25 protein-coding genes are annotated in these 26,624 nt (G+C 68.7%); 3 read left to right on the top strand and 22 right to left on the bottom strand.

Going from position 1 to position 26,624, the window contains the following annotated elements; translation table 11 throughout:
* Nucleotides 1-19: 19 nt before the first annotated feature.
* The 13 genes from H4Q84_RS02405 to dop form a co-directional block, all read right to left on the bottom strand.
* Entirely contained in the window at nt 20-451 is a 432-nt protein-coding gene (locus tag H4Q84_RS02405) for a hypothetical protein (protein WP_248581809.1), read from the bottom strand.
* 12 nt (nt 452-463) lie between these two features.
* Nucleotides 464-1,306 carry a twin-arginine translocase subunit TatC gene (tatC, locus tag H4Q84_RS02410; RefSeq protein ID WP_248581810.1) on the bottom strand — a complete coding sequence of 281 codons (843 nt, stop codon included), beginning with the start codon at nt 1,304-1,306 and terminating at the stop codon, nt 464-466.
* A 23-nt stretch (nt 1,307-1,329) separates the two neighbouring features.
* Nucleotides 1,330-1,605, bottom strand: a complete 276-nt coding sequence (gene tatA, locus H4Q84_RS02415) for a twin-arginine translocase TatA/TatE family subunit (RefSeq protein WP_248581811.1) — start codon at nt 1,603-1,605, stop codon at nt 1,330-1,332.
* Nucleotides 1,606-1,627: 22 nt separating this feature from the next.
* Nucleotides 1,628-2,641: a WYL domain-containing protein gene (locus tag H4Q84_RS02420; protein WP_248581812.1), complete on the bottom strand. Its 1,014-nt coding sequence runs from the start codon at nt 2,639-2,641 to the stop codon at nt 1,628-1,630.
* Nucleotides 2,638-3,612, bottom strand: coding sequence for a WYL domain-containing protein (locus tag H4Q84_RS02425; protein WP_248581813.1), 975 nt, complete (start codon nt 3,610-3,612; stop codon nt 2,638-2,640). The genes H4Q84_RS02420 and H4Q84_RS02425 overlap by 4 nt, the downstream gene beginning before the upstream one ends.
* A gap of 48 nt (nt 3,613-3,660) precedes the next feature.
* On the bottom strand, nt 3,661-4,614 hold the full coding sequence (locus tag H4Q84_RS02430; RefSeq protein WP_248581814.1) for an FKBP-type peptidyl-prolyl cis-trans isomerase: 954 nt from the start codon (nt 4,612-4,614) through the stop codon (nt 3,661-3,663).
* An 87-nt stretch (nt 4,615-4,701) separates the two neighbouring features.
* On the bottom strand, nt 4,702-6,063 hold the full coding sequence (gene pafA, locus H4Q84_RS02435) for a Pup--protein ligase (RefSeq protein WP_248581815.1): 1,362 nt from the start codon (nt 6,061-6,063) through the stop codon (nt 4,702-4,704).
* 94 nt (nt 6,064-6,157) lie between these two features.
* Nucleotides 6,158-6,895: a hypothetical protein gene (locus H4Q84_RS02440; protein ID WP_248581816.1), complete on the bottom strand. Its 738-nt coding sequence runs from the start codon at nt 6,893-6,895 to the stop codon at nt 6,158-6,160.
* Nucleotides 6,896-7,296: 401 nt separating this feature from the next.
* Nucleotides 7,297-7,839, bottom strand: a complete 543-nt coding sequence (locus H4Q84_RS02445) for an NUDIX hydrolase (RefSeq protein WP_248581817.1) — start codon at nt 7,837-7,839, stop codon at nt 7,297-7,299.
* The gene (prcA, locus tag H4Q84_RS02450; protein ID WP_248581818.1) at nt 7,836-8,795 is read right to left on the bottom strand and encodes a proteasome subunit alpha; all 960 of its coding nucleotides are present in this window, start codon (nt 8,793-8,795) and stop codon (nt 7,836-7,838) included. Before prcA ends, H4Q84_RS02445 begins: the two co-directional genes overlap by 4 nt.
* A gap of 38 nt (nt 8,796-8,833) precedes the next feature.
* Nucleotides 8,834-9,664, bottom strand: a complete 831-nt coding sequence (gene prcB / locus H4Q84_RS02455) for a proteasome subunit beta (RefSeq protein WP_248581819.1) — start codon at nt 9,662-9,664, stop codon at nt 8,834-8,836.
* Complete coding sequence (locus H4Q84_RS02460; RefSeq protein WP_248581820.1) at nt 9,664-9,873, bottom strand: ubiquitin-like protein Pup; 210 nt, start codon at nt 9,871-9,873, stop codon at nt 9,664-9,666. Before H4Q84_RS02460 ends, prcB begins: the two co-directional genes overlap by 1 nt.
* A 44-nt stretch (nt 9,874-9,917) precedes the next feature.
* Nucleotides 9,918-11,426, bottom strand: a complete 1,509-nt coding sequence (gene dop / locus H4Q84_RS02465; protein WP_282580303.1) for a depupylase/deamidase Dop — start codon at nt 11,424-11,426, stop codon at nt 9,918-9,920.
* 62 nt (nt 11,427-11,488) lie between these two features.
* On the opposite strand from dop, the gene H4Q84_RS02470 reads away from it, so the two are divergent.
* Nucleotides 11,489-12,115 carry a class I SAM-dependent methyltransferase gene (locus H4Q84_RS02470; protein WP_248581821.1) on the top strand — a complete coding sequence of 209 codons (627 nt, stop codon included), beginning with the start codon at nt 11,489-11,491 and terminating at the stop codon, nt 12,113-12,115.
* Between the two features lie 484 nt (nt 12,116-12,599).
* On the opposite strand, the gene arc is transcribed toward H4Q84_RS02470, so the two are convergent.
* From arc to H4Q84_RS02485, 3 genes are all read right to left on the bottom strand, one after another.
* The gene (gene arc, locus H4Q84_RS02475) at nt 12,600-14,363 is read right to left on the bottom strand and encodes a proteasome ATPase (RefSeq protein WP_248581822.1); all 1,764 of its coding nucleotides are present in this window, start codon (nt 14,361-14,363) and stop codon (nt 12,600-12,602) included.
* 109 nt (nt 14,364-14,472) lie between these two features.
* Complete coding sequence (locus H4Q84_RS02480) at nt 14,473-15,453, bottom strand: tRNA (adenine-N1)-methyltransferase (protein ID WP_248581823.1); 981 nt, start codon at nt 15,451-15,453, stop codon at nt 14,473-14,475.
* 10 nt (nt 15,454-15,463) lie between these two features.
* A complete protein-coding gene (locus tag H4Q84_RS02485) occupies nt 15,464-16,609 on the bottom strand; it encodes a site-2 protease family protein (RefSeq protein ID WP_248581824.1) in 1,146 nt (381 codons plus the stop codon).
* A gap of 68 nt (nt 16,610-16,677) precedes the next feature.
* On the opposite strand from H4Q84_RS02485, the gene H4Q84_RS02490 reads away from it, so the two are divergent.
* The gene (locus tag H4Q84_RS02490) at nt 16,678-17,622 is read left to right on the top strand and encodes a PD-(D/E)XK nuclease family protein (protein ID WP_248581825.1); all 945 of its coding nucleotides are present in this window, start codon (nt 16,678-16,680) and stop codon (nt 17,620-17,622) included.
* A gap of 105 nt (nt 17,623-17,727) precedes the next feature.
* On the opposite strand, the gene H4Q84_RS02495 is transcribed toward H4Q84_RS02490, so the two are convergent.
* The gene (locus H4Q84_RS02495) at nt 17,728-18,378 is read right to left on the bottom strand and encodes an HAD family phosphatase (RefSeq protein ID WP_248581826.1); all 651 of its coding nucleotides are present in this window, start codon (nt 18,376-18,378) and stop codon (nt 17,728-17,730) included.
* Nucleotides 18,378-22,100: a methionine synthase gene (gene metH / locus H4Q84_RS02500; RefSeq protein WP_248581827.1), complete on the bottom strand. Its 3,723-nt coding sequence runs from the start codon at nt 22,098-22,100 to the stop codon at nt 18,378-18,380. Before metH ends, H4Q84_RS02495 begins: the two co-directional genes overlap by 1 nt.
* A gap of 138 nt (nt 22,101-22,238) precedes the next feature.
* Between metH and H4Q84_RS02505 the strand changes: the two genes are divergently transcribed.
* A complete protein-coding gene (locus H4Q84_RS02505) occupies nt 22,239-23,093 on the top strand; it encodes a PAC2 family protein (protein ID WP_248581828.1) in 855 nt (284 codons plus the stop codon).
* A gap of 132 nt (nt 23,094-23,225) precedes the next feature.
* Here H4Q84_RS02505 and mshC read toward each other — a convergent pair whose 3' ends face one another.
* From mshC to H4Q84_RS02525, 4 genes are read right to left on the bottom strand one after another with little or no spacing between them, the layout of a single operon-like run.
* On the bottom strand, nt 23,226-24,461 hold the full coding sequence (gene mshC, locus H4Q84_RS02510) for a cysteine--1-D-myo-inosityl 2-amino-2-deoxy-alpha-D-glucopyranoside ligase (protein WP_248581829.1): 1,236 nt from the start codon (nt 24,459-24,461) through the stop codon (nt 23,226-23,228).
* 27 nt (nt 24,462-24,488) lie between these two features.
* Nucleotides 24,489-25,259 carry an SCO1664 family protein gene (locus tag H4Q84_RS02515; RefSeq protein ID WP_248581830.1) on the bottom strand — a complete coding sequence of 257 codons (771 nt, stop codon included), beginning with the start codon at nt 25,257-25,259 and terminating at the stop codon, nt 24,489-24,491.
* A gap of 10 nt (nt 25,260-25,269) precedes the next feature.
* Nucleotides 25,270-25,845, bottom strand: a complete 576-nt coding sequence (locus H4Q84_RS02520) for a DUF3090 domain-containing protein (protein WP_248581831.1) — start codon at nt 25,843-25,845, stop codon at nt 25,270-25,272.
* A gap of 10 nt (nt 25,846-25,855) precedes the next feature.
* A complete protein-coding gene (locus tag H4Q84_RS02525; protein ID WP_248581832.1) occupies nt 25,856-26,584 on the bottom strand; it encodes a histidine phosphatase family protein in 729 nt (242 codons plus the stop codon).
* Nucleotides 26,585-26,624 lie beyond the last annotated feature (40 nt).

Raw genomic sequence — 26,624 nt, forward strand, 5'->3', positions numbered from 1 at the left:
GGCACGACCCTATCCGCCGCTACCCAGTGGGGCGTGCGCGGCGCGGCTCCTGCGACCCGATGCGCAGGTGGGCGGCGAACCGCTCTGGAGTGGCGCCGACCGCCTTGGCCAGCCGGCTGATGGTGTCGAGCACCAGGTCTGCACCGAACCCGGTGCCGGGTACGGCGAGCACCAGCCGGGCGTCGTACTCACCCATGAGCACCTGGCCGTGCTGCCAGGCTTGGTGGGCGGCGGCCCGGCTGCGGTCACAGGTGACCGGCGCGGGATAGGCCTCGTCGACGGCCAGCAGGTCGCAAACCAGGGTGTGGTCGTCGTGGCCCGGAGACGTCAGGATGCCGCGCACGTGGTGACCGGTGCGCAGGCCGGCGTCGGCCGACCAGGTGACGTCGTCGGTGCCCAGCCAGTCGGGCAGGTCGAACGGGTCGACGGCGACAATCGGCTGTGGCTGCACCACCTCAGCCTCTCAGATGGGCGAGGCCTCGTCGTCGTCCCACTGGTCGGTGTCCCCTTCGCCGCGGCGGCGCACCCGGTCGATGACGCGGGCGATGATCTCGGCGAGAGCGAATAGGACCAGCATCGGGATCGCGAGCGCCAGCATGGAGAACGGGTCGGTGGACGGCGTCGCCACGGCAGCAAAGATGAACGTGCCGATGATGATCCACGGCCGGTAGCGGCCGATCTGCTTGCCGCTCACCACGCCGGCGAGGTTGAGCATCACCACGAAGAGCGGGATCTCGAAGGCGACGCCGAAGACGAGCAGCATCCGGGTCAGGAAGGAGAAGTACTCACCGAACTCGACGAGGTTCTCGAGCTGTACCGGGGTGAACCCGATCAGCACCTCGAGGCCGCGCGGGAGCACGTAGTAGCCGACAGCGACGCCGGCAAGGAACAGCGGCCCGGCGATCGCGACGAAGACCCGCGACCACTTCTTCTCCTGCGCGCGCAGGCCAGGGACGATGAAACCCCAGATCTGGGAGAGCCAGTAGGGGCTGGAGGCGACGATGGCCGCGACGCCACAGAGTTTGAGCTGCAGCAGCAGCGGGCCGGTGGCGCCCTTGATGTAGGCCGTCGTCTCGACCTTCTGGCCCAGGGCGATGCGAGCGTCGTTGTAGGGGGCGAGCACCAGCTTGAGCAGGTCGTTGTAGAAGAAGAGCGACACGCCGAAGATGACGACCAGGAGGAGCGCGGAGCGGATCAACCGGGCGCGAAGCTCACGGAAGTGATCGGTGAGGGCCATCCGGCCGTCTGCACCGATGGGGTGCGTCGGTGCGCCGCTGAGCAGGCTGAGTAGACCGCGAATCTTCACGGGTGTGGTGGCGAGCTCGGTCGTCAGGCGGTGGTGTCGTCGCGGTGCTCGCGGGCGATGCGCTCGCTCTCGGCCCGGCGGGCCTCGAGCTCGCGCTGCTCGGCGGTCTTGACGTCGTCATCGTCGTCACCGTCGACCAGACCCTTGGTCTCTGCCTTGAAGATCCGCAGGGCGCGACCGCTGCCGCGGGCGAGCTCGGGCAGCTTGGACGCACCGAAGAGCAGGACCAGGACGGCCAGGATGATCAGCAGCTCGGTGGGGCCGAGACCGGCGATGAACGCGTACATGGGGGTCCTCACGGTTGCGGGCTTGGTGCAGAAATCAGTCTACGCCGGTGTCATGCGCGTAGAGCCTGAGGGCACGCTGTGCAGTGGCTGTGACCTCGCCACCCACCCTTGCGGGCGAGATGACGCGGGCGTACGGCGCGAGCCGCAGGAGCAGCCGCTCCAACCAACGTTCGTCAGCAACGAGCATCTGGATTTCGGATGAGCCGCCCGGAAGTGGCCGCACCGCCTCCACCGGGTAGTACTCGGGCACCCACTGGGCGCGCGGGCCGAGCTCGACGGTGACCAGTACGGCGTCGTCGGAGCCCCGGAAGAACCCGTCGGTGATGTCCTTCGGGTCGTCGTCGTGGGCCTCGACCGGAGAGTCGAGTACGGCGAGGTCGTGGATGCGGTCCAGGCGGAACAGCCGGGGCGCCTCAGCCGCGTGGCACCAGCCGTCGAGGTAGCTCGCGCCCGGAGACGTGACCAGGCTTCGGGGGTCGACGAGTCGTTCGGTGGCCTCGTCACGCGTGGGCACCCAGTAGGTCAGGTGCACCTGCCGGCCACGCTCGACGGCGTCGCGCAGCTGGCGAAGCACGTCTGCCTCGGCCGACGGTTGCTCGTCGACCTCGATCCGGCCGGCCCCGCTGCCCTCTGCGGCAGCGGCCTCCAACTTGCCCAGGGTGCGGTCGACGACCTCGCGGGTGTCGGTGGCGGCCCCGCCGCGGACGGCGCGCAGCGCCACGATCAGCGCGGTCGCCTCGGTGGGCGTCAGTCGCAGCGGTCGGGCGAGGTAGTCGGCGTTGGAGACCCGGATGACCCCGTCGGCTTCCTGGCCCTCGAGCGCGTCGAGGTCGACGTCGATCAGGTCGTCCGGGTAGCCACCCGGCAGGCCGCACATCAGCAGGACCTTGAGGTCCTTCATCAGCTGCTTGGGAGGGACGCCGAGCGCCGAGGCGGCCTCGTCGAGGCGTACGCCGTCGCGGCCGTGCAGGTAGGGCACGAGGGTAAGCAGCCGGTTGACCTGGTCCTTGGCTCCGCCCTGGGCAGGGGCCGCGATCGTCGGGTTCATCGGGCACCCGCCTCCACGAGCCGGGTGAGCCGGTCGACGACGGCCTCGCGCAACCGTGGCGGGCTCTCGACGTAGATGTGGTCGCCGTAGGTGAGCACCTCGTCCGCCAGCACGGTGATGTTGCCCTCGAGCGTGAGCCGGTCCCAGCGGGTGTCGTCGTCAGGCCCCGTAACGCCCTCCTCGACCGACGCGGCATCACGGCGCAGGCCGTGGCCCGTGTCGGCCCTGGCCAGCAGCGAGATGTGGGCGCGTTCGGGGGCCGGGGCAAGCCGGCGGGCCATCTCCCGGATGTCGGTGCCGGCCGGGACGTCGTACGCCCCGGGCAGACCCGTGATGGTCGCGGCGCCCACGATGCGGGAGAGCCGGAAGACCCGCTCATGCTGGCGGTCGACGTCGAACCCGACGGCGTACCAGCGCCCGGAGTAGCGCACGACACCCCACGGCTGAAGGTGGCGTCTGGTCGCCTCCACCGCGCCGGGGCGGCGGTAGTCGAACTCCACCGCCGACCGCTCCTGAGTGGCCTCCCAGAACACGTCGAACGCCGGCTCGTCGGCGCCGATGCGCGGCTGCACGAGGTCGAGGGCCGAGAGGTCGAGCGGCACCCCGCTCGCGGTCAGCTTGCGTACGGCGTCCGTCGCGGCCTCGGCGAGGCGCGCGTGCTCCCACACCTTGCCGGCCAGGCCGATCACGGCTGCCTCATCGGCCTCCAGACTGATCTCGGGCAGGGCGAACTGGTCGGGACGGATGCGGTAGCCGACCTCGTCGTCGAAGTAGGCGTCGAGCGTGCCCACCTCGATGGGCACCCCGAGAGAGCGAAGCTCTTCCTTGTCGCGCTCGAACTTCTTCTCGAACGCGTCGAGCGACTCTCCGGGGTAGAGGAACTCGCGGATCCGCTCCTTCGAGACGTAGCGGCGTTGCACCAGCAGCATGATGAGCAGGTTCATCAACCGCTCACTCTTGCGGGCCACCACGGCGGTTCCCCTCCCCCGGACATCACTGTCCGGGACGGTTCAGGCGGCTCAGACAGCCGCGAGGATGTCGACCACGAAATAGAGCGTGTCGGTGCCCTTGATGCCGGCGTCCTTGTTGCCCTCGGTGCCGTAGCCGAGCTCCGGCGGGATGGCGAGGATCATCCGCGATCCGACGGTCTGGCCGACCAGGGCGTCGTCCCAGCCCTTGATGACCTGACCGACACCGATCGGGAACGACGCGGGTGCGCCGGTGCTGTAGGACTCGTCGAAGGCCGCGTCACTCTTGTAGGTCTGGCCGAAGTAGTTGACGTAGAGCGTCTGGCCCTTCTTGACCACGGCGCCGTCGCCCTTGATGGTCTTGGTGACCAGGAGGTTCTTGCCGGGCTCGGTCGCCTTCGAGAAGTCGAGCGCGGTGACCTTGGCGCCGTCCTCGGTGATTCCCGGGGCCCACTTGGCGACCGGCTTCTCCTCGCCCTGGGGCTCGGTGGCGATCTTGTCGACCAGGTCCATCACGAACAGCACGCTGTCCTGGTTACCGAGGCCGAGCTCGGGACGACCCTCTTCACCGAAAGCATCCTTCGGCGGCGCGATGACCGCGACCCGGGAGCCGACCTTCTGACCCTCGAGGCCGGCCTTGATCGCCGGGCTGAGGTCGTCGCTCACGTTGAGGACCTCGGGCTTGCCCGCGTCGTACGTCGTGAAGGCCTGCTTCTGGGTGAAGCCGTTGCCGATCCAGACGTGGGTGAGGACGTTGTCGCCCGAGGCGATCTCGTCGCCGTCACCCTCGGTGATGACCTCGGTCTCGGTCTTGGACGGGTCGAGCTTGCCGTCGAACTTGACCTCGGGTGCCTGGCCCTCGTCGCCGGTGATCTTGACGCTCGAGAGACCGGCGCTCGAACCGGAGTCCGAGCTGGACTTCTCCCCGGAGTCGTTGCCGCACGCGCTGAGCGAGAGGGCGGCGATGAGAAGGGCGGCCGGAAGAGCCAGAACACGACGAGACACGGAGCTACACCTTTGATTGTGGACGGAGTGCGCCGTCACCTTATCCGGGGCGCCTGAGAATCCCCTGCATCCGGGTGGGCAGCAGGGTCACATGCCGTCGATGAGGCGCTGGACCCTCTCGTCGTGGGCGCGGAACGGGTCCTTGCACAGCACGGTGCGCTGCGCCTGGTCGTTGAGCTTGAGATGCACCCAGTCGACGGTGAAGTCGCGGCGGCGCTCCTGGGCGCGCCGGATGAACTCGCCGCGCAGGCGGGCGCGGGTGTTCTGAGGCGGGACCGACTTGGCCTCGAAGATCTTCAGGTCGCTGGTGACCCGGGCGACGGCTCCGCGCTTCTCCAGCAGGTAGTAGAGCCCGCGGTCGCGGTGGATGTCGTGGTAGGTCAGGTCGATCTGGGCGATGCGGGGGTGGCCGAGCGGCAGGCCGTGCTTGGCGCGGTAGCGGTCGATCAGCTTCCACTTGATGACCCAGTCGATCTCACGGTCGACCAGTCCCAGGTCCTCCGACTCCACCGCCTTCAGGCACCGCTCCCACAGGTCGAGAGTCTGCTCGATCAACGGGGTGGCGATGCCGCGCCGGTCGACGAAGTCTCGGGCCTTCGAGAGGTACTCGCCCTGGATCTCGAGCGCGCTCGCCTCGCGGCCGTTGGCCAGCCGCACCTTGCGGCGACCCGTCATGTCGTGGCTGATCTCGCGGATGGCGCGGATCGGGTTCTCCATCGTGAGGTCGCGCATCACCACGCCCTCCTCGATCATCCGGAGGACCAGATCGCAGCTGGCCACCTTGAGCATGGTGGTCGTCTCACTCATGTTGGAGTCGCCGACGATCACGTGCAGGCGGCGGTACTTCTCGGCGTCGGCGTGCGGCTCGTCGCGGGTGTTGATGATCGGCCGGCTGCGCGTGGTGGCGCTGCTCACGCCCTCCCAGATGTGCTCGGCCCGCTGGCTCACGGAGTACGTCGCCCCGCGCGGAGTCTGGGTCACCTTGCCGGCCCCGACGATGATCTGGCGGGTCACCAGGAACGGGATGAGCACGTCGGCCAGCCGGGAGAACTCGCCGGCCCGCCCGACCAGGTAGTTCTCGTGGCAGCCGTAGGAGTTGCCCGCAGAGTCGGTGTTGTTCTTGAACAGGTAGATGTCGCCGGCGATGCCCTCGTCGCGCAGCCGTTGCTCGGCGTCGAGCAACAGCCCCTCTAGGACCCGCTCGCCGGCCTTGTCGTGGGTGACCAGCTCGACGATGTCGTCACACTCGGGCGTGGCGTACTCGGGGTGGCTGCCGACGTCGAGGTAGAGCCGGGCGCCGTTGCGGAGGAAGACGTTGCTGCTGCGCCCCCAGCTGACGACCTTGCGGAACAGGTAGCGCGCCACCTCGTCGGGGCTCAGTCTGCGCTGGCCCCGGAACGTGCACGTGACGCCGTACTCGTTCTCGATGCCGAAGATCCGCCGGTCCACACCCACACCCTAGGCGGTGAGGGTTGGGCGGGGGCGAGGTTCGCGTGCCCTGGGCACGCGGTTTGGTCCCAAACCGCAAGTTGTGAGGCCGGGATCATGCGGTTCCTGACCAATCGACGACCCCCATTTGCCTTCGCCACCTGTTCACGATCCTGGCTCGGCCCGGTTCGGCGTACAGAGAGTTGTCGACCATCCTTCGCCACTTCCTCAATCGCTTAATGAGATGCGGCCGATCAAGGGTCCGGTCAAGCTCGTGCATGACGACGGCGGGATGGTTCAGCAGGTCGTCGAGGGTGAATCCACGCCGGACGTACGGCGTCCCCGCCCAGCCGCGCTCCCGCCGGAGATCGACCCGGTGCTGGATCTTGTCTCGGTGGCCGGCGCCGTCGTACTCGTGGACCAAGGTCGTGCCGGTGAGCAGCAGGTCCGCGCGGCCGATCTTCCGCCCCACGCCGTCGCGCAGCGTGACCTGGGGCTCGACCGGGATGTCCATCGCCGTGTGGAACAGGCGCAACAACGTTTCGCCGGCGGACTCGCATCGAGCGGTGGCCAGGCCGTACGCCGCGCGGAGCGGGCCGACGCCCGGACGACCGCTTTCGAGCATGCGTTCCATCGCGGCTGGGTCGAGATCACCTCGCTCGAGGGCCGAGTCGATCATGATGACAAGGTCGACGGTGCCCAGATCGCGCGCAGCCCGCAGCAGGATCTCTTCGGGAGTGTCGACCGGAAGCCCCTCGACCAGGCACGCTTCCGGCTCGCGCACCAGGCGCGAGCAGATCAGGCCCGGTCTCCTTGGGCGGCGATGCCCTTGGACCGACGCGAACACCGGCACCTGCTCAGGCAGCGCGGGGAGTCGCCAGCTGAGTAGCCTAGCCGCCGTGACGTGCGTGAACACCGCTTCCGGCGGCAGGACCAGTAGGAAAGCCCGAAGCTCGCGTCGGAACTCGTCGTGGTCGCTGAGGCCGTCGCGGATCTTGAGGAACAGACCGTGGCTCACGCGGCGGCAGTCGGCCAGCCGGACCTCTCCTCGAATGGGTTCGTCGTCATCCATGGGACGAGCCTGCCCGGAAGCGCGCCTCGAGGCAGCGCTCGACGAGGACGTCTGTGGATAACCCAGTTGTCCACAGCCTCACGGCTGTGGATTGGTCCCAAACCACAGCCAGACGGCGCCCGAACATGCGGTTTGGGACCAAACCGGGTCAGCATGACGGCGCGCCACCACCAGCCCCAGGGCTACAGCAACCCGGCGGCATCCATGGCTAGGTACGTCTGCGCGATGGCCCCGAGCCCACCGCCCCGGAGGAGGCCACGGACGGTCGCGACATCGACGACCACCACCTCGCAGTCCTCGAACTCGTCGAGGTCCTGCTCGTGCGCCAGCACGCAGTCACGCGCGATGGCGGCGTACATCGGGCGGGTGCTGCTGTAGTTGTGCGCGGACGCGACGACCTCGACGGATCCGGCGGTGTAGCCGGTCTCCTCGCGCAGCTCGCGGCGCGCGGCGTCGACCACCTCCTCGCCCGCATCGACCAGACCACCGGGCAGCGACATCACGACGCGAGCAGGCCCCGGGCGGAACTGGCGCACCATCACCAGGTCGCCCTCAGGCGTCAGGGCGAGCACGGCCACGGTCGCGGCCATGTCGAGCAGGTCCCATGAGCCCTCGGTGCCGTCGGGCAGGCGCACCCCGCGCCGCAGGACGCGGAAGAAGCCGTCGTACGCGACCTCCTCTCCGGTTGTCTCCCATGCGCGCTCGGCGTCGGAGGGGACCGTCACTGCTCGCCAGGGTCGGTGGGCTTCGGCTCCACGGGAACTATGGGCTGGGCGGGGTCGACCGGCTCGGACGGCGGCGGCGCGATGGGCGGGGCCACCGGAGGCTCGCCGGTGACCGGGTTCTCCAGCGGGGGTACGGCGCCGCTGACCTGGTCGGTCGGATCGGCCGGGTCGTCGGGCGCCCCGGCGGACGGCGTGGTGCCGGCGCCGGTGTCGGACGCATCGGGGTCGGCCGGGGTCTCCGGGCCGCGCTCCCCGAGCAGCTCGGTGAGCCGGGGCTGGCGGATGCGGACGAACTTGCGCGGCTGAGTGCGGGTACGGTCGAGGATCGCCACCTCGAGGTCGTGGACCGGGATCACCCGGTCGGTTGCCTCGCCGCGGTCGTCGACCGTGTGCCCGAGTGCTGCGACAGCTGCGGCGAGCGCGTCGGTGAGCGAGGACCCTTCGGCATAGTGCTCCTTGAGGTGCGCAGCCACGGTGTCGGCGGCGCCGCCCATCACGGCGAACCCGTGCTCGTCGGCGACCTGGCCGTCGTACGTCAGCCGGTAGATCTGGTCGTCGGCCGCGTCGTCACCGATCTCGGCCACGAACAGCTCGACCTCGTAGGGCTTCTCACCACCCGAGGAGAAGATCGTGCCGAGCGTCTGCGCATAGGCGTTGGCAAGCCCGCGACCGGTCACGTCACGCCGGTCGTAGGCGTAGCCGCGCATGTCGGCCAGCCGCACGCCGGCGATGCGCAGGTTCTCGAACTCGTTGTAGCGACCGACCGCGGCGAACGCGATGCGGTCGTAGATCTCGGACACCTTGTGCAGCGCCTGCGAGGGGTTCTCGGAGACGAACAGCACGCCGTCGTCGTACTGCACGACGGCGACCGAGCGTCCGCGGCCGATGCCCTTGCGCGCGAAGTCGGCCCGGTCCTTCATCAGCTGTTCGGGCGAGACGTAGAACGGCATGCTCATGGAGTGGTTCCTTCTTCGGTGATCGAGCCTGTCGAGATTCAGGTCAGGGCGGCGGCGGGGCCGTCGGGTCGATCCATCCGGGCACCGATCACCCGGTCAGCGATCGCCGAGACCTCGGTCTCGGACAGCCGTCGACCGCCGTCCGCGGTGATGGCGTAGACCACGGGGAAGATGCGGCGGGTCAGGTCGGGACCACCGGTGGCGGAGTCGTCGTCTGCCGCGTCGTAGAGGGCCTGCACGACCGCCGTGACGCAGCCCTCCTCGTCGAGGTCGTCGCGGTAGAGCTTCTTGAGCGAGCCGCGCGCGAAGAGCGAGCCGGAACCGACCGAGTGGAACGCGGTCTCCTCGTAGCGCCCGCCGGTGACGTCGTAGCTGAAGATGCGGCCCTGGCTACGGTTCGTGTCGTAGCCCGCGAAGAGGGGTACGACGGCCAGGCCCTGCATGGCCATGCCGAGGTTGGCCCGGATGAGGGCGGCCAACCGGTTGGCCTTGCCGTCCATCGACAGGGTCGTGCCCTCGATCTTCTCGTAGTGCTCGAGCTCGGTCTGGAACAGCCGCACCATCTCGACGGCAAGCCCGGCGGCGCCGGCGATGCCGACCGCTGAGTACTCGTCGGCGGGGAAGACCTTCTGGATGTCGCGCTGGGCGATGATGTTGCCCATCGTGGCGCGCCGGTCGCCGGCCATCACGATGCCGCCGGGGTACGTCGCGGCGACGATGGTCGTGCCGTGCGGAGCGAGGTCGGCCGCGCTGCCCGCAGGGAGAGCCCTGCGCGAGGGCAGCAGGTCGGGCGCCTGTTGGCCGAGGAAGTCGGCGAACGACGACGAGCCGGGCACGAGGAAGGCGGCCGGCAGTCGGGGTTCGAGCATCACTGCCCGCCCTTCTGGATGAACGACTTCACGAAGTCCTCGGCGTTGACTTCCAGCACGTCGTCGATCTCGTCGAGGATCGCGTCGACGTCGTCGTCCAGTGCCTCCTTGCGCTCGGCGACATCGCTCTCGACGACGGCCTCTTCGACCTCGCCGTCGGCGCGCTGCGTCTCGGTGGACTTGCGTGGCTGCTTGTGCTCCTGGGCCATGTCACGACCCTATAGGGCGGCACCGACTCGACGTGCTACCTCTGCTACCTGGTCAGGGCGTCGAACAGCTGCTCCGCGGTGTCGCACCGGTCGATCAGGGCGCCGACCGATGCGCGACTGCCGCGCAGCGGGTCGATCGTCGGCACGCGCTGCAGGGACTCGCGGCCCGGCAGGTCGAAGATGACGGAGTCCCAGGACGCGGCGGCCACGTGGTCGGCGTACTTCTCGAGACAGCGGCCGCGAAACCACGCCCGGGTGTCCTCCGGCGGGTCGTGCATGGCCTGCTCGATGACGACGTCGTCGAGCAGCCGCTCGATACGGCCGGCAGCCGCGAGACGGTGGTAGAGACCCTTCTCGGGCCGGATGTCGCTGTACTGCAAGTCGATGAGGTGCAGCTTCGCGTCGTCCCAGTCGAGGCCGTCGCGCTGGCGGTACTGCTCGAGCAGCTTCAGCTTCGCCACCCAGTCGAGCTCGCCGGCGCACAGCATCGGGTCCCGCTCGAGGCGGTCGAGCACAGACTCCCAACGAGCGAGGACGTCGACGGTCTGGGCGTCGGCATCCGAACCCAGCCGGTCCTCGACGTACTTCTTCGCCAGGTCGAGATACTCCATCTGCAGTTGTACGGCGGTGAGCTGGCGGCCGTCGTGCAGGCCGATGAGCTGCTTCAGCGTGGGGTCGTGCGAAACCGCCCGCAGCGCCGCGACCGGTCCCTCAACGGCCAGATCGGAGCTGATGAACCTGTCCTCGATCATCGCGAGCACGAGCGAGGTGGTGCCGACCTTCAGGTACGTCGACACCTCGGCCAGGTTGGCGTCGCCGATGATCACGTGGAGACGGCGGTACTTCTCCGGGTCGGCGTGCGGCTCGTCGCGGGTGTTGATGATCGGCCGCTTGAGCGTGGTCTCGAGGCCGACCTCGACCTCGAAGTAGTCGGCGCGCTGGCTGATCTGGTAGCCGTGCTCCCGGCCGTCCTGGCCGATGCCGACCCGGCCGGCACCGCAGACGACCTGCCTGCTCACGAAGAACGGCGTCAAGTTGCGCACGATCTCGTTGAACGGCGTCGAGCGCCGCATCAGGTAGTTCTCGTGGGCGCCGTAGGAGGCGCCCTTGTTGTCGGTGTTGTTCTTGTAGAGCAGGATCGGCGCTCCGCCGGGCAACTGGCTGGCCCGGATGGAGGCGTCGAGCATGACCTGCTCCCCCGCCTTGTCCCACTTGACGATATCGAGCGGTGTCGTGCACTCGGGGGTGGAGTACTCGGGGTGCGCGTGGTCGACGTACAGGCGCGCGCCGTTCGTCAGGATGACGTTGGCGAGGCCGAGGTCCTCGTCGGTCAACTGGCTGGGGTCGGCGACCTGTCGAGAGAGGTCGAACCCGCGGGCGTCGCGCAGCGGCGACTCCTCCTCGAAGTCCCACCGGGCGCGTCGGGCCTTGATCGTGGACGACGCGTAGGCGTTCACGATCTGGCTGGACGCGACCATGGGGTTGGCCAGGGGTTGCCCCTGCACCGAGATGCCGTACTCCACCTCGGTGCCCATCACGCGCCGCACACTCATGAGACCGAGCCTACGCGGCCCTACAGTCGTGCTGTCAGGCATCTCTGTGGCGAGGAGGTCTCGTGGGACTGTGGAACGACCGGATGCTCCCCCGGTTCGTCGACCGGACGAGCTCGTCTGCCGAGATCGGCAAGTTGCGTGCCCAGGCGTGCGTCGGGCTGCACGGACGGGTCCTGGAGATTGGGTTCGGCAGCGGCCTCAACATCGACCACTACCCAGCCGCGGTGCAGTCGGTCAGCGCTGTCGAGCCCTCCGACGAGGCCTGGGACCTGTCGGACACCCGTCGATCGCGCAGCCGCGTGCCCATCGAGCGCACCGGTCTCGATGGCCAGCGACTGGACACCCCCGACGGCAGCTACGACCGCGTCTTGTCAACCCTCACGCTGTGCACGATCCCTGACGTCAGAGCCGCCCTCGCGGAGGTACGGCGCGTGCTCGTGCCCGGCGGGACCTTCCACTTCCTCGAGCACGGCCTCGCGCCCGACGACGGCGTCGTCCGCTGGCAGCGGCGGCTGGAGCCGATGCAGAAGCGCGTCTTCGGCGGCTGTCACCTCACCAGGGACATGACTTCCCTGCTCGGCGCGGCCGGCCTCGACGTCACCGCCGTGCGAGCGGAGTACCTCGGGGGTCCCCGAGTGTCGAGACCGTGGACCTATGGCTACCTCGGCCGGGCGACGAGACCTGCCTGAGGTGTCAGCGGCGCTTGCGGATCATCGGCACCAAGACCATCACCACGACGACGATGACGACGAGAATGACCAGGAACTTCATATGAAGGCTCTCTCCGTTGGGTGAAAACACTGCGGATTGGTCCCAAACCGCAAGTCGTGGAGCCGAAACCTGCGGTTTGGGACCAAACCGCAGCAGTGGGAACCCTTCAGGACTGCCGCGCCTGCCAGGCGTGCGCCCAGTTGACCATCACGATCGTGATGGGGATCGCGGCCACCGGAGAGACGATGCCGAGCGCGAACTGCCGAGGACCGGCCGCCTCCGAGGCCCGCTGGCCCTGACGGTACGACGACGCCGCGGCGTTGACGCGCGCTCGATCTCGCGCTCGACCCGGTCGGCGAACGAGTCGGCCAGCGCGGCGTCGTACTGCACACCCAGCTCGCGTCGGGCAGCGAGCGCGGCCTCGATGTCGTGTGGTCGGGTCCGTCGGCCAAGGGAGGCCCCTTAGAGGTATTGACCGGTGTTGGCCACGGTGTCGATCGAGCGGCCCGGCTCGGTGCCCTGCTTGCCAGTGATGAGCGTGCGGATGAAGACGATCCGCTCGCCCTTCTTGCCGGAGATACGGGCCCAGTCGTCGGGGTTGGTGGTGTTGGGGAGGTCCTCGTTCTCCTTGAACTCGTCGACGCAGGCCTGGAGGAGGTGCGAGATCCGCAGCCCCTTCTGATCGTGGTCGAGAAGGTCCTTGATCGCCATCTTCTTGGCCCGGTCGACGATGTTCTGGATCATCGCGCCGGAGTTGAAGTCCTTGAAGTAGAGGACTTCCTTGTCGCCGTTGGCGTAGGTGACCTCGAGGAAGCGGTTCTCCTCGGTCTCGGTGTACATCCGCTCGACGGTCGCCTGGATCATCCCGGCCACGCATGCGTCGCGGTCACCGCCGAACTCGGTCAGATCGTCGGCGTGCAGCGGCAGGCTGGTAAGGAGGTACTTGGAGAAGATGTCGCGCGCGGACTCGGCGTCCGGGCGCTCGATCTTGATCTTCACGTCGAGGCGGCCGGGTCGCAGGATGGCCGGGTCGATCATGTCCTCGCGGTTGGACGCGCCGATGACCAGCACGTTCTCGAGCAGCTCGACGCCGTCGATCTCGCTCAACAGCTGCGGGACGATGGTGTTCTCTACATCGGAGGAGACACCCGACCCGCGGGTGCGGAACAGCGAGTCCATCTCGTCGAAGAACACGATGACCGGGGTGCCCTCGCTGGCCTTCTCGCGTGCCCGCTGGAACACCAGCCGGATATGGCGCTCGGTCTCGCCGACGTACTTGTTGAGCAGCTCGGGGCCCTTGATGTTGAGGAAGTAGGACTTGCCCTCGGCACCGGTCTTGGCGGCGACCTTCTTGGCCAACGAGTTGGCGACCGCTTTGGCGATCAGCGTCTTGCCGCAGCCTGGAGGGCCGTAGAGCAGCACGCCCTTGGGCGGCTTGAGCTGGTGCTCCTTGAAGAGCTCGGGGTGCAGGTAGGGCAGCTCGACGGCGTCGCGGATCGCGTCGATCTGGGCGACCAGGCCGCCGATCGCGTTGTAGTCGATGTCAGGGACCTCTTCGAGCACGAGCTCCTCGACCTCGGACTTCGGAACCTTCTCGTAGACGTAGCCGGCGCGTGAGTCGAGCAGCAGTGAGTCACCGGCGCGCAGGGTGGCCTCGAGCAGGGGCGCGGCAAGACGTACGACGCGCTCCTCGTCGGCGTTGGCGATGACCAGGGCTCGCTCGCCGTCGGCCAGCAGCTCCTTGAACATCACGACCTCGCCGACCTGCTCGAAGTCGAAGCCGGCCACGACGTTGAGGGCCTCGTTGAGCATGACCTCCTGACCGCGGACCAGGTGCTCGACCTCGACGCCCGGGCTGACGTTGACGCGCAGCTTGCGACCGCCGGTGAACACGTCGACCGAGTCGTCGTCGTTGCGCTGGAGAAACGTGCCGAAGCCGGCCGGCGGCTGGGCGAGCCGGTCGACCTCTTCCTTGAGCTTGGTGATCTGGTCACGGGCCTCGCGCAGCGTCGAGGCAAGGCGCTCGTTCTGGCTCGTCACCGCCGATAGCGAGCGCTGGGTGTCGGCCAGGCGCAGCTCGAGGCTGCGGGAGTGTCCGGGTGAGTCGGTCAGCCGACGCCGCAGATCGGTGACCTCGGATTCCAGGAACCGCACCTGGCTCATGAGCTCGTCCGCGTCGCGGCTCGGCCCACCTGGGCGGGTGTTGTCGCTGTCCGAAGTAGACATCTGGGCACCTCCTGTCCTTCGGACACTACCCACTGATGCCGACTACGGAAGGGGAAATCTTGCCGTGTTGGTCACGATTTGCCCCAGACGTACGACGCGCACGCCGGCCTCAGTCGTCCAACTGCTCCTCGGCGACCTGCGGAGGCAGGTCGGCGGGACGCGGGCCGTCGTAGTCCACGCCGTACGCACCCGGCGCCGGGCGGCGCTTCTTCAGCATCGCGCGCTCCCCCGACGCCATCCGGCGTGCGGTCACGATGAAGGCCGTGTGGCCGATCATCTTGTGGCCGGGACGGACTGCCAGGCCTTCGACGTGCCAGTCGCGCACGAGCGACTCCCACGCGTGCGGCTCGGTGAAGCCGCCATGCGCGCGCAGGGTCTCGACGATGCGTGACAGCTGGGTGGTCGTAGCGACGTACGCACAGACGATGCCGCCCGGTGTCAGGGCGCCCGCGACGGCGTCGACGCACTCCCAGGGCGCGAGCATGTCGAGGATGATCCGGTCGACCTTGTGCTCGACACCGGGCAGCTCCTCGGTGAGGTCGCCGATCCGCAGCTCCCAGGCAGGATGCGGCTCGCCCGCGGAGGATGCGAAGAACTGGTTCACATTGGCGCGCGCGACGTCGGCGAACTCCTCGCGGCGTTCGAACGACAGGACCTGGCCGAACGGACCGACCGCGCGCAGCAGCGAGCACGTCAGGGCGCCCGAGCCCACGCCGGCCTCGACCACGCGGGCTCCAGGGAAGATGTCGGCCATCGACACGATCTGGGCGGCATCCTTGGGGTAGACCACGGCTGCACCGCGCGGCATGGACACCACGAACTCCGAGAGCAGCGGCCGGAACACGAGGTACTCGCCACCAGCCGACGAGGCGACGGTGAAGCCCTCTTCGCGGCCGATCAGCTCATCGTGCTCGAGGTGGCCACGGTTGGAGAAGAAGCGCTTGCCGGCGACCAGCTCGAAGTTGTGGCGTCGGCCCTTCTGGTCGACCAGACGCACCCACTCGCCCTCGCGCAGGACGCCGCGGTGGACGCCGGACCAGGCCTCGGCCGGTACGTCGTCACTGCTGTCGGGAAGGGTCGGCTCAGACATGCGCGGAACCCTAGTGCCCGCCCTCCCTGAACGCGCGATCGACGTCGGCGGTCGTGAGCACACCGTGGATGGTGCCGTCGGACTCGACGAGCAGGTACTCCTCGGCGGGCCGCCGGCTGAGGGCCACCACGAGCTCCTCGCCCGCGATGTCAGCAGGCAGTGTGAGGCCTTGCTCGATACTGCGGGCCACCATCGACGTCGTTAGCCACGGGCGGCGCTCCTCGGGGGTGGCGAGCAGGGCGGCCTCGTTGACGATGCCGAGGGGTGTGCCGGACGACGTCACCGTGACGATGCTGCCGGCGTGTGCCTCCTGTGCACGTCGTACTGCTTCGGCCAGCGGGAGGTCCTCGGGCACGGTGAGTGTACGACGCGCGAGGGGCCGCGCGACCAGGCTCGGGAGACGCTGCCGGAGGCGCGCGTGCGTCATCGCGGCTGTGGCGCCGGTCCAGAGGAACATCGCCAGCACGAAGACCAGCAGGTAGTCGACAAGGTCGGGGTCGACCGCGAAGACGCTCATGAGCACCAGGGGCCAGGCCAGCACGGCGATCGCGGTGACCCGGCCGCCCCAGCCGGCGACGATGGTGCCGCGATGCGGGTTGCCGGTGGCACCCCAGACCGCCGACTTGAGCACCCGGCCCCCGTCGAGCGGCAGCCCGGGCACGAGGTTGAGCACACCGACGAGCAGGTTGGCGCCGGCCAGGCCCTCGACGGCGACGCGCAACAGGCCGTCGGGGGTGACGAACCAGAGCGCGAGGGCAGCCCCGCCGACGACCAGGGAGGTGATCGGGCCCACCACCGCGATGAAGAACTCGTGGCGCGGGCGTCGCGACTCGCCCTCGATGGCGGTCATCCCGCCGAGGAAGTGAAGGGTGATGGAGGCGACCGGGTAGCCGTAGCGCCGGGCCATCAGCGCGTGCGAGACCTCGTGGAGTAGCACGGAGCCGTAGAGCACCATCGCGAAGACCACGCCGGCGACGTACTTCCAGACGCCGAGGCCAGGCTCGACCTGCTCGATGCGGGGTGCCACCAGGTAGGAGATGAGAGCGGCCACGAGGAACCACGACGTCGTGACGAGCACGTCGACTCCGCCGATGGAGCCGACCCTGATCGTCCCGGGAGGCCGGGGCGGAACAGGTTCGGCGGCATTCTCGGACACGCTCCGACAGTAGCCGGTCCGGCCCACCGTGCCCGCAGGCTGTCGGTGACCACACTTAGGGTGAAGTCATGACCAGCACCGATCCTTCACCGGCCGAGCTCCGCTCGACGCCGGTCGACGGCGTCGACGTGCTCGGGGCGCTCTCCCCCAGCCGCGCGGGCGACTTCATGACCTGCCCGCTGCTCTATCGGTTCCGCACCATCGACAAGCTGCCCGAGGAGATCTCGCCCGACGCCGTCCGTGGCACGGTCGTGCACAAGGTGCTTGAAGACCTCTTCGACCTGCCGGCGGTCGAGCGCACCCCCGACCAGGCACGCACGATGCTGCCCGCAGCGTGGCATCAGGTGCTCGAGCAGGAGCCGCTGCTGTCCGACCTGTTCGCCCCGGTCGACGAGGGCTCAGGTGGCGTAGGGGTCGACTTCGACTCGTGGCTGGCCTCGTGCGAGAAGGTGCTGGAGAAGTACTTCGCCCTCGAAGACCCCCGATGCCTCGAGCCAGCCGAGCGCGAGCTCTACGTCGAGGCCGTGCTCGAGTCCAAGCTGTTGCTGCGCGGGTTCGTCGACCGGTTAGACGTCGCGCCCAACGGGATGATCCGGGTGGTCGACTACAAGACCGGCCGCAGCCCTGGGGAGAAGTTCGAGGCCAAGGCGCTCTTCCAGATGAGGTTCTACGCGCTCGTCATCTGGCGCACCCGCGGCGTCGTACCCTCCATGCTCCAGCTGGTCTACCTCGGCAACGGCGAGATCCTGCGCTACGTCCCCGATGAAGCTGACCTGCTGGCCACCGAGCGCAAGGTCGAGGCCGTCTGGCGTGCGATCCGGCTGGCCGAGGAGACGGGCGACTGGCAGCCCAGCCCCAGCCGGCTGTGCTCGTGGTGCAGCCACCAGGCGATCTGTCCGGCGTACGGCGGCACTCCCCCGCCGCTCCCGGTGCGGGAGCCGAGGGTGCCGGCGCCCGAGGCTGATCCGGCCGGTGACGTCCACAGCGACGAAGGTGTCACCGGGCAGCTCTGACGGGTCGTCGGACCATCGTCACGAGGATGATGCTGCGGTTTGGTCCCAAACCGCAGGTTCCAGGCCGCGAATCTTGCGGTTTGTGACCAAACCGCAGGCTCAGAATCAGCCGATCGACGCGTACGCCGCCCGCAACCCGTTGGTAGTCATGCCGGCCAGGGTGTGAGCGAAGACCCGTCGGTCACCGTCGAGCAGAGGGACGTGGTTGGGTACGCACAGCACCACGCAGCCGGCGGACTCCGCCGACCGGGCGCCGGTGTTGGAGTCCTCGATCGCCAAGCAGTCGGCGGTGTCGAGGCCGAGCTCGGCGGCGGCCTTGAGGTACGGCGCTGGATGGGGCTTGCCGTGTGAGACCGAGTCGCCGGTCACGATGGTCGCAAATGTGTCCGCGGGCAGGGTGGCCAGGATCGGCGCCACGAAACGCCGGTAGGACATCGTGACCAGAGCGCACGGCACCGACTGCGAGGCCAAATCCTCGAGGAGCTCGAGCGCTCCGGGGCGCCACGGCACCGACTCCTCGACCCGGGCGACCACACCGTCGAGGAGTTCCTCGACGATCTCGGCCGGCTCCAGGTCGATGCCCATGTGCTGGCGCATGTACAGACCGGAGTCGAGCAGGTCGTTGCCCACGAGGTTGAGGGCATGCTCCTCGCTCCACGTGCCGCCGTACTTGTCGGCGAGGGCGAACTCCGTCTCGATCCAGTAGGGCTCGGTGTCGACAAGAGTGCCGTCCATGTCCCAGAGGGCGGCCTTCATCAGTCCTCCGGGTCGTAACCGAGGTTGGGTGAGAGCCAGCGCTCCGTCTCCTTGAGCGTCCAGCCCTTGCGGTCGGCGTACTCCGCGACCTGGTCGCGGGCGAGGCGTCCGACGACGAAGTACTGCGACTTCGGATGCGAGAAGTACCAACCGGAGACGGCGGCGCCCGGCCACATGGCCATGGACTCGGTCAGCTGGATGCAGGTGTTCTTCTCCACGTCGAGCAGGTCCCAGAGCAGTGCCTTCTCGGTGTGGTCGGGACAGGCCGGGTAGCCCGGTGCCGGGCGGATGCCGTTGTAGCGCTCGGCAATCAAGTCCTCGTTGCTTAGCGACTCTGCCGGCTGGTGCCCCCAGAAGTCCGTGCGCACCCGCTGGTGGAGGCGCTCGGCGAACGCCTCGGCCAGCCGGTCGGCCAGCGACTCGAGCAGGATCGCGGAGTAGTCGTCCATGTCGGCCTTGAACGCCTTGATGCGCTCCTCGATGCCGATTCCGGCCGTCACCGCGAATCCGCCGACGTGGTCGGCCAGGCCGGTGTCACGCGGGGCCACGTAGTCGGAGAGCGCCCGGTTGGGCACCCCCTCGCGGTGCTGTCCCTGCTGGCGGAGGTGGTGCAGCGTGGTGCGGACCTCGGCGCGTGTGTCGTCGGCGTACACCTCCACGTCGTCACCCACCGCGCTGGCTGGGAAGAACCCGTAGACCCCGTTGGCGGTGAGCCACTTCTCGCCGACGATCTTGTCGAGCATCTCCTGCGCGTCGTCGTACAGCTTGCGGGCGACCTCGCCCGTCGCCGGGTTGTTGAGGATGTCGGGGAACTTGCCCTTCATCTCCCAGGCGTTGAAGAACGGCTGCCAGTCGATGTAGTCGCGCAGCTCGCCGATGTCGTAGTCCTCGAGCACGTGCACGCCCATCTGGACAGGCACCGGAGGCTCGTAGCCCTCCCACTCGACCGGCGTTGCGTTGGCCCTGGCCTGTTCGAGGGTGGCCATCGGCCGGTCGTGCTTCGTGGCGTGGCGGGTGCGTAGCGAGTCGTAGTCGGCCTTGACGTCGGCCATCAGCTTCTCGCGGCCGGTGTCGTGCAGCAGGGCCGCCGCGGTGGGCACGGAGCGGGAGGCGTCCTTGACCCAGACCACCGGGCCGTCGTACTTCGGGTCGACCTTCACTGCCGTGTGGGCACGCGAGGTGGTGGCGCCACCGATGAGCAGGGGGATGGTGAGCCCCTGGCGCTGCATCTCGGTGGCGAAGTTGACCATCTCGTCGAGCGAGGGCGTGATCAGTCCGGACAGGCCGATAATGTCGGCGCCCACCTCGGCGGCGGTGTCGAGGATCTTCTGCGCCGGCACCATCACGCCGAGGTCGATGACCTCGTAGTTGTTGCACTGGAGTACGACGCCGACGATGTTCTTGCCGATGTCGTGGACGTCGCCCTTGACGGTCGCCATCACGATGGTGCCGTTGGTGTCCTTCACCGTGGCGAACTCCGGGTTGTCGAGCTTCTCCTGCTCGATGAACGGGATGAGATAGGCGACGGCCTTCTTCATGACCCGGGCGCTCTTGACCACCTGCGGGAGGAACATCTTGCCGGCACCGAAGAGGTCGCCGACGACGTTCATGCCGTCCATGAGCGGGCCCTCGATGACCTCGATCGGGCGGCCACCGCGGTCGGCGATCTCCTGACGCAGGATCTCGGTGTCGTCGGTGACGTGGGCGTCGATGCCCTTGACGAGGGCGTGCGTGATCCGCTCACCGATGGGCAGCGAGCGCCACTCGGCCTCGGTGGCCTCGTCGACCTCTCCCACGCGGTTGTGGGTCTCGGCGATCTCGAGGAGCCGCTCGGCGGCGTCGGGTCGCCGGTTGAGTACGACGTCCTCGATGCGCTCGCGGAGCTCGGGCTCGACCTGGTCGTAGACCACGAGCGCGCCGGCGTTGACGATGCCCATGTCGAGACCCGCGCGGATCGCGTGGAAGAGGAAGACGGCGTGGATCGCCTCGCGCACCGGGTTGTTGCCCCGGAACGAGAAGCTCACGTTGGAGATGCCGCCACTGACCTTGGCGCCGGGGAGGTTCTCCTTGATCCAGCGGGTGGCCTCGATGAAGTCCAGGCCGTACACCGCGTGCTCCTCGATGCCGGTCGCGAGCGCGAAGACGTTCGGGTCGAAGATGATGTCCTCGCGCGGGAAGCCGACCTCGTCGACCAGGATGTTGTAGGCACGCTGGCAGATGGCCTTGCGGCGCTCGAGGTTGTCGGCCTGACCGTCCTCGTCGAAGGCCATGACCACGGCGGCAGCGCCGTACTTGCGGCACAGCCGGGCCTGCTCGCGGAACTTGTCCTCGCCCTCCTTCATGGAGATCGAGTTGACGATCGGCTTGCCCTGGACATTCTTGAGGCCGGCCTCGATGACCTCCCACTTGGAGGAGTCGACCATCACCGGCACCCGGCTGATGTCGGGCTCGGAGGCGATCAGCTTGGTGAAGCGATCCATCGCCGCGACGCCGTCGATCATGCCCTCGTCCATGTTGACGTCGATGACCTGTGCGCCGTTCTCGACCTGCTGGACGGCCACCGAGAGGGCCGCGTCGTAGTCGCCGTCCTTGATGAGCTTCCGGAAGCGCGCGGAGCCGGTGATGTTGGTGCGCTCGCCGATGTTGACGAACAGGCTCTCCTCGGTGATGTTCAGCGGCTCGAGACCCGAGAGCCGCATCACCGGCGCGGTCTCTACCGGTGTACGCCGCTCCTTGCCGGCCATCGCGTTGGCGATGGCCGCAATGTGCTCGGGAGTCGTGCCGCAGCAGCCGCCGACGAGGTTGAGGAAGCCGGCGTCGGCGAACTCGGAGAGCACCGCCGCGGTCTCCTCAGGCGCCTCGTCGTACTCACCGAAGGCATTGGGAAGGCCCGCGTTGGGATAGCAGGAGATGAAGGAGTCGGCCAGGCGAGACAGCTCCGCGAGGTAGGGCCGCATGTCCTTGGCGCCCAGCGCGCAGTTGAGACCGACGGCGAGAGGTCGGGCGTGGCGGATGGAGTCCCAGAAGGCCTCCGTGACCTGGCCAGAGAGCGTGCGGCCGGACGCGTCGGTGATCGTTCCCGAGATGATGACCGGCCAGCGGCGGCCGAGGTCCTCGAAGAGCTGCTCGACGGCGAAGATCGCCGCCTTGGCGTTGAGGGTGTCGAAGATCGTCTCGATGATCAGCAGGTCCGAGCCGCCGTCGACAAGCCCGCGGGCCGCCTCCATGTACGCCGCCACGAGCTGGTCGTAACTCACGTTACGGGCGCCGGGATCGTTGACGTCGGGCGAGATCGACGCCGTGCGGGTCGTCGGGCCGAGTGCTCCAGCTACGAAGCGCGGGTGGTCGGGCGTGGACACTGCTTCGCAGGCGACACGCGCCAGCCTGGCCGACTCGAGGTTGAGCTCGTAGGACAGCTCAGCCATCCCGTAGTCGGAGAGCGAGATCGCGGTCGCGTTGAACGTGTTGGTCTCGATGATGTCGGCGCCGGCCTCGAGGTACTCCTCGTGGATGCTCCGGATGATGTCGGGCTGGGTGAGCGTCAGCAGGTCGTTGTTGCCTACCAGGTCGCTCGGCCAGTCGGCGAACCGCTCCCCGCGATAGCCCTCCTCGTCGGGGCGGTCCCGCTGGATCGCCGTACCCATCGCACCGTCGATGACCAGCACGCGCTCGTTCAACAGAGCGGTCAGCTGCTCGGTGGCATCGGGACGGTGGTCGGTCACGGGGCATCCTCTCGGGCGGCCGCAAAGGGTGCGGGTCATCCCAGCCTAGGGAGGCAGTCCAGGGAACGGACGGCGTTCCCGCATCGTGACACCGCCCAAAGACCGCGACGAAATCCACGTCCGCACTAGGGTTACGGGGTGATCGAGATCGATGACCTCACCGACCTGGTGAACCCCGTGGTGATTGCCGCCTTCGAGGGCTGGAACGACGCCGCGGAGTCCGCCTCCCAGGTGGTTGGCCACCTCTTCGACGTGTGGGGCGCGAAGGTGGTGGGCGCTATCGATCCGGAGGAGTTCTACGACTTCCAGGTCAACCGGCCGCTGGTCTCCACCGACGACAACGGCTACCGCCGGCTGATCTGGCCGACCACCCAGATCGCGGTCGCGTCGCCGCCCAACCTCGACCGCGACGTCATCCTGATCCGCGGCATCGAACCCAACATGCGCTGGCGACAGTTCTGCGCCGAGCTGCTCGCCGCCTGCGACGACCTAGGTGGCGAGATGGTCGTCACCCTCGGTGCCCTGCTCGCCGACACCCCGCACACCCGGCCGATCCCGGTGACGGGTACGGCGACCGAGCCCGAGCTGGTCGACCGCCTCAAGCTCGAGCAGTCCACCTACGAAGGCCCCACCGGCATCGTCGGGGTCTTCCAGGACGCCTGCGTGCGGCTCGACATCCCTTCGGTGTCCTACTGGGCCGCCGTACCCCACTACGTCGCGCAGCCGCCGTGCCCGAAGGCAACGCTCGCCCTGATCGGCCAGATCGAGGAACTGCTCGGCGCCAGCATCCCGCTCGGCGACCTGCCCGAGGAGTCCCGGGCGTGGGAGCGCGGTGTCGACGAACTCGCCGAGGAGGACGAGGACATCGCGGAGTACGTCCAGGCCCTCGAGGAGACCCGCGACACCACCGACCTACCCGAGGCGTCCGGCGAGGCAATCGCCCGGGAGTTCGAGCGCTACCTCAAGCGGAGCCGCGGAGAAGAGCCGGAGTAGTCCCCGGCTCGTCTGGCTGCGGTTTGGTCACAAACCGCAGACTTCGGATCCGGATGGTTGCGGATTGGTCCCAAACCGCAAGTCCCGGGCGCGGATGCACGACGTTTGGTCCCAAACCGCAAGCAACATCCGTCAGAGCGCCAGCCCCAACGACGCATCGAGCAGATCGCGTACGACGCTCGCCGCGGTCTTGTCTGATGTGTCCGCGAGCCCCGACGTACCCAGCGTCGCGTCGACCCACCGCTCCACCACCGCCACGGCGGTCGGGGCGTCGAGGTCGTCGGCCAGCGCGGCCACTACGGCGGCGACCACAGGACCAGCGGGAGCCCCCGCGCCCAGGGCCAGCGCCGAGCGCCAGCGCTCGAGCGTGTCGACGGCGTCGAAGAGCCCGTTGTCGGTCCACTCCCAATCGTCGCGGTAGTGGTGGCTCAGCAGCACCAGCCGGATCGCCATCGGGTCGATATCGCTGTTGCGCAGGGCGGACACGAAGACCAGGTTGCCGCGCGACTTCGACATCTTCTCGCCGTCGTAGCCGACCATCCCGGCGTGGGCGTAGGCCAGCGCGAAGTCGGAGCCACTGGCCACCTGGCCCTCACCAGCACTCATCTCGTGGTGCGGGAAGACGAGATCGGAGCCGCCACCCTGTACGTCGAACGCCTCACCGAGGTACTCCTGCGCGATGGCCGTGCACTCGATGTGCCAGCCGGGGCGGCCCGGCCCGAAGGGGCTGTCCCAGGCCGGCTCGTCGGGTCGCTCGCCCCGCCAGACCACGCAGTCGAGGGGGTCGCGCTTGCCCTCGCGGTCGGGGTCTCCACCGCGCTCGGCGAAGACGAGGAGCATCTCGTCGCGCTCCATGCGCGAGATCTCACCGAACCGCGGGTCCGACGTCACGGAGAAGTAGAGGTCGTCGTCGACCCGGTAGATCGAACCGGCCTCCTCCAGCCGCTGGATCAGCGCGATCACGAGCGGGATCGACTCGACCGCGCCGACGTAGTGCGCAGGCGGGAGCACCCGCAGCGCCTCCATGTCCTGGCGGAAGAGCTCGGTCTCGCGCTCGGCGAGCGCCACCCAGTCGAGGTTGACCTTCAGGGCACGCTCGAGCAGCGGGTCGTCGACGTCGGTGACGTTCTGCACGTAGCTGACCTCGTGCCCGGCGACCCGCCAGGCACGGTTGAGCAGGTCGAACCCGACGTACGTAGCGGCGTGCCCGATGTGGGTGGCGTCGTACGGCGTGATCCCGCAGACGTAGAGCCGAGCCGGCCCCTCCGGGCTGGTCTCGACGAGCGTCCCCGTGGCCGTGTCGTGGATCCGCACCGGCGGACCGGTCTCGGGGAGGGTGGGGACATCGGGGGTTGACCAGGCACGCATGGCGGGCAGCCTACCCAGCGCTCGGTGTCAGAACGGTGGCCAGGGGATGGCCGGTCCGTGCCCGTGCGGCGCGGGCATCACCGGGTCGGCGAGGAGCCTGCGGCATCGCGCCTCGAGGGCGTCGACCTCGTCGTCATCGAGCAGCTGACCTAGTGCGCTGTCGCGCACCTGCGACAGCACCATGGCGACGCCGTTGACGTCGTCGTCCGAAAGCGGCTCGCCGAGCCAACCCCACAGCACTGTGCGCAGCTTGGGCTCAACGTGGAAGCTCACGCCGTGGTCGACGCCGTACCGGTGTCCGTCGGCCATTGGGAGCACGTGCCCGCCCTTGCGGTCGGCGTTGTTGACCAGGATGTCGAAGACGGCCATTCGACGCAGCGCAGCGGAGTCCTCGTGCACCAGTGAAACCGCCCGGTCGCGCTCGTCGACGCCGTCGAACACGTGCAGGTAGCCGTCGGGTTGGCGTCCAGTGCGGACGATGTCGACGGAGGTCTGCTCCGGGTCGGGCTCCATCCACGCCTGCACCATGCCGGGGCCGTGCGGACCGTCGCGCAGCACCGTGGGCGGTACGACGCCCCAGCCGAGCACCTCGGAGACGGCATACGCCGCCACTTCACGGGCGGCCAGCGTGCCGTCGGGGAAGTCCCACAGGGGTCGCTCCCCCGCGATCGGCTTGTAGACGATCTTGAGGTCGCCCAGCGCGCCGATGAACGTTGCGTTGGAGGCGGGCATCACCCGACCGTGCAGCTTGAGGTCACCCTCGAGCAGGTCCTCGACGCCCACCGTCAGCTCTGCCATGGCGTCGGGTCTAGGGGTCGCGTCGACGGAAGCCGTTGGCGCGCACGCACAGGTGTCCGTCGGGGTCGAGAGGGTTGCCGCAGAACGGACATGGCGGGCGGCCGGCCTCGATGACCCGGGCCGAGCGCTGCACGAACGCACGGGCCATGCCGGCGCCCAGCCGGACCAGGAAGATCTCCTCGGGCTCGGGCTCCTCCAGGTCCTCGTCGAGTTGCTCGGGCGAGACGACGGCGGCCTCGGTGTAGGGGAAGACCTCGATCACGATCCGCTCGTCGTTGGGGTCCCACGACAGCGTCATGGTGCCGGCGCGGAACTCCTCCTCGATCGGCTGCTCGAGCGGGTGGTCGTCGTCGAGGTCGAGCGGCGCGACCGCGGGGATGAGCCCCTGGGTGTCCTCGGTCGTCATCAGCTCGTCGAGCAGCTCGTCGACGCGTTCGACGAGCGCGGCGACCTGCTGCTTCTCGAGGGCGACTGTGACCAGCTTCGGTCCGGTGCGCGCCTGCAGGAAGAACGTGCGCTGGCCGGGCAGGCCGACCGTGCCCACGACGAAGCGGTCGGGTGGGTCGAAGGAGTGCACGACAGGCATGTCGCCCACCCTATGACTGTGTCCCAGCCGGGGTCGGGCCCGCTCCCCCACCGACGGTGGCGTCTGTGCTCACCTTGCGCCGGGAGCGCTTCGTTGGCTTCGGTGGCTTGAGCCACGAGAGGTCTCCGGCGTGGGTGTTGCTGGCCAGGACGTAGGGCCGGGCGTCGGTGTACCTGATGATGCTGACCGACGCGGGGTCGACGACGATCCGCTGGAACTGGTCGAGGTGCGTGCCGAGGGCGTCGGCCAGGATCGACTTGATGATGTCGCCATGGCTCACGGCGACCCAGACGGCGTCGTCCCCGTGCTCGTCACGGATCTGCGCGTCGCGACGTCGTACGGCGGCTACGGCCCGGTCCTGCATGGCTCGCATCGACTCGCCACCCGGGAAGGCCGCGGCCGAGGGCTGCTGCTGGACGAGCTTCCACAGCGGTTCCTTGACGAGGTCCTTCAGGGCGCGGCCCTGCCAGTCCCCGTAGTCACACTCGGTCAGCTTCGACTCGCGGCTGGCCTTCAACGCGTCCGGGTGGGCCTTCACGATCGCGGCAGCCGTCTGGCGGCAGCGCTCGAGTGGGCTGGTCACCACCGCCCGCAACGGCACGGCGGCCAGCCGCTCGCCAGTCGTGCGCGCCTGCTCCTCGCCGGCCTCGTCGAGGAGTACGCCGGGCGTGCGGCCCGCCAGCACCCCGCTGGCGTTGGCCGTCGTACGGCCGTGTCGGACGAGGATCACGGTTGCCATGGCGGCGACTGTAGCCGGGAGAGCACGGGGGCTAGCCTGC

This window comes from Nocardioides sp. InS609-2, assembly GCF_023208195.1.
Taxonomy (GTDB): Bacteria; Actinomycetota; Actinomycetes; order Propionibacteriales; family Nocardioidaceae; genus Nocardioides.

Excerpts from the sequence above, each read along its gene's own strand:
- prcA (WP_248581818.1), bottom strand. The coding sequence starts at position 8,795 with ATGAGCATGCCGTTCTACGTCTCGCCCGAACAGCTGATGAAGGACCGG.
- mshC (WP_248581829.1), bottom strand. The coding sequence starts at position 24,461 with ATGCGTGCCTGGTCAACCCCCGATGTCCCCACCCTCCCCGAGACCGGT.
- H4Q84_RS02515 (WP_248581830.1), bottom strand. The coding sequence starts at position 25,259 with ATGGCAGAGCTGACGGTGGGCGTCGAGGACCTGCTCGAGGGTGACCTC.
- arc (WP_248581822.1), bottom strand. The coding sequence starts at position 14,363 with ATGTCTACTTCGGACAGCGACAACACCCGCCCAGGTGGGCCGAGCCGC.
- H4Q84_RS02490 (WP_248581825.1), top strand. The coding sequence starts at position 16,678 with ATGACCAGCACCGATCCTTCACCGGCCGAGCTCCGCTCGACGCCGGTC.
- H4Q84_RS02460 (WP_248581820.1), bottom strand. The coding sequence starts at position 9,873 with ATGGCCCAGGAGCACAAGCAGCCACGCAAGTCCACCGAGACGCAGCGC.
- H4Q84_RS02495 (WP_248581826.1), bottom strand. The coding sequence starts at position 18,378 with ATGAAGGCCGCCCTCTGGGACATGGACGGCACTCTTGTCGACACCGAG.
- H4Q84_RS02520 (WP_248581831.1), bottom strand. The coding sequence starts at position 25,845 with ATGCCTGTCGTGCACTCCTTCGACCCACCCGACCGCTTCGTCGTGGGC.
- H4Q84_RS02525 (WP_248581832.1), bottom strand. The coding sequence starts at position 26,584 with ATGGCAACCGTGATCCTCGTCCGACACGGCCGTACGACGGCCAACGCC.
- dop (WP_282580303.1), bottom strand. The coding sequence starts at position 11,426 with ATGAGTGTGCGGCGCGTGATGGGCACCGAGGTGGAGTACGGCATCTCG.
- H4Q84_RS02480 (WP_248581823.1), bottom strand. The coding sequence starts at position 15,453 with ATGTCTGAGCCGACCCTTCCCGACAGCAGTGACGACGTACCGGCCGAG.
- H4Q84_RS02420 (WP_248581812.1), bottom strand. The coding sequence starts at position 2,641 with ATGAACCCGACGATCGCGGCCCCTGCCCAGGGCGGAGCCAAGGACCAG.
- prcB (WP_248581819.1), bottom strand. The coding sequence starts at position 9,664 with ATGCTCGAACCCCGACTGCCGGCCGCCTTCCTCGTGCCCGGCTCGTCG.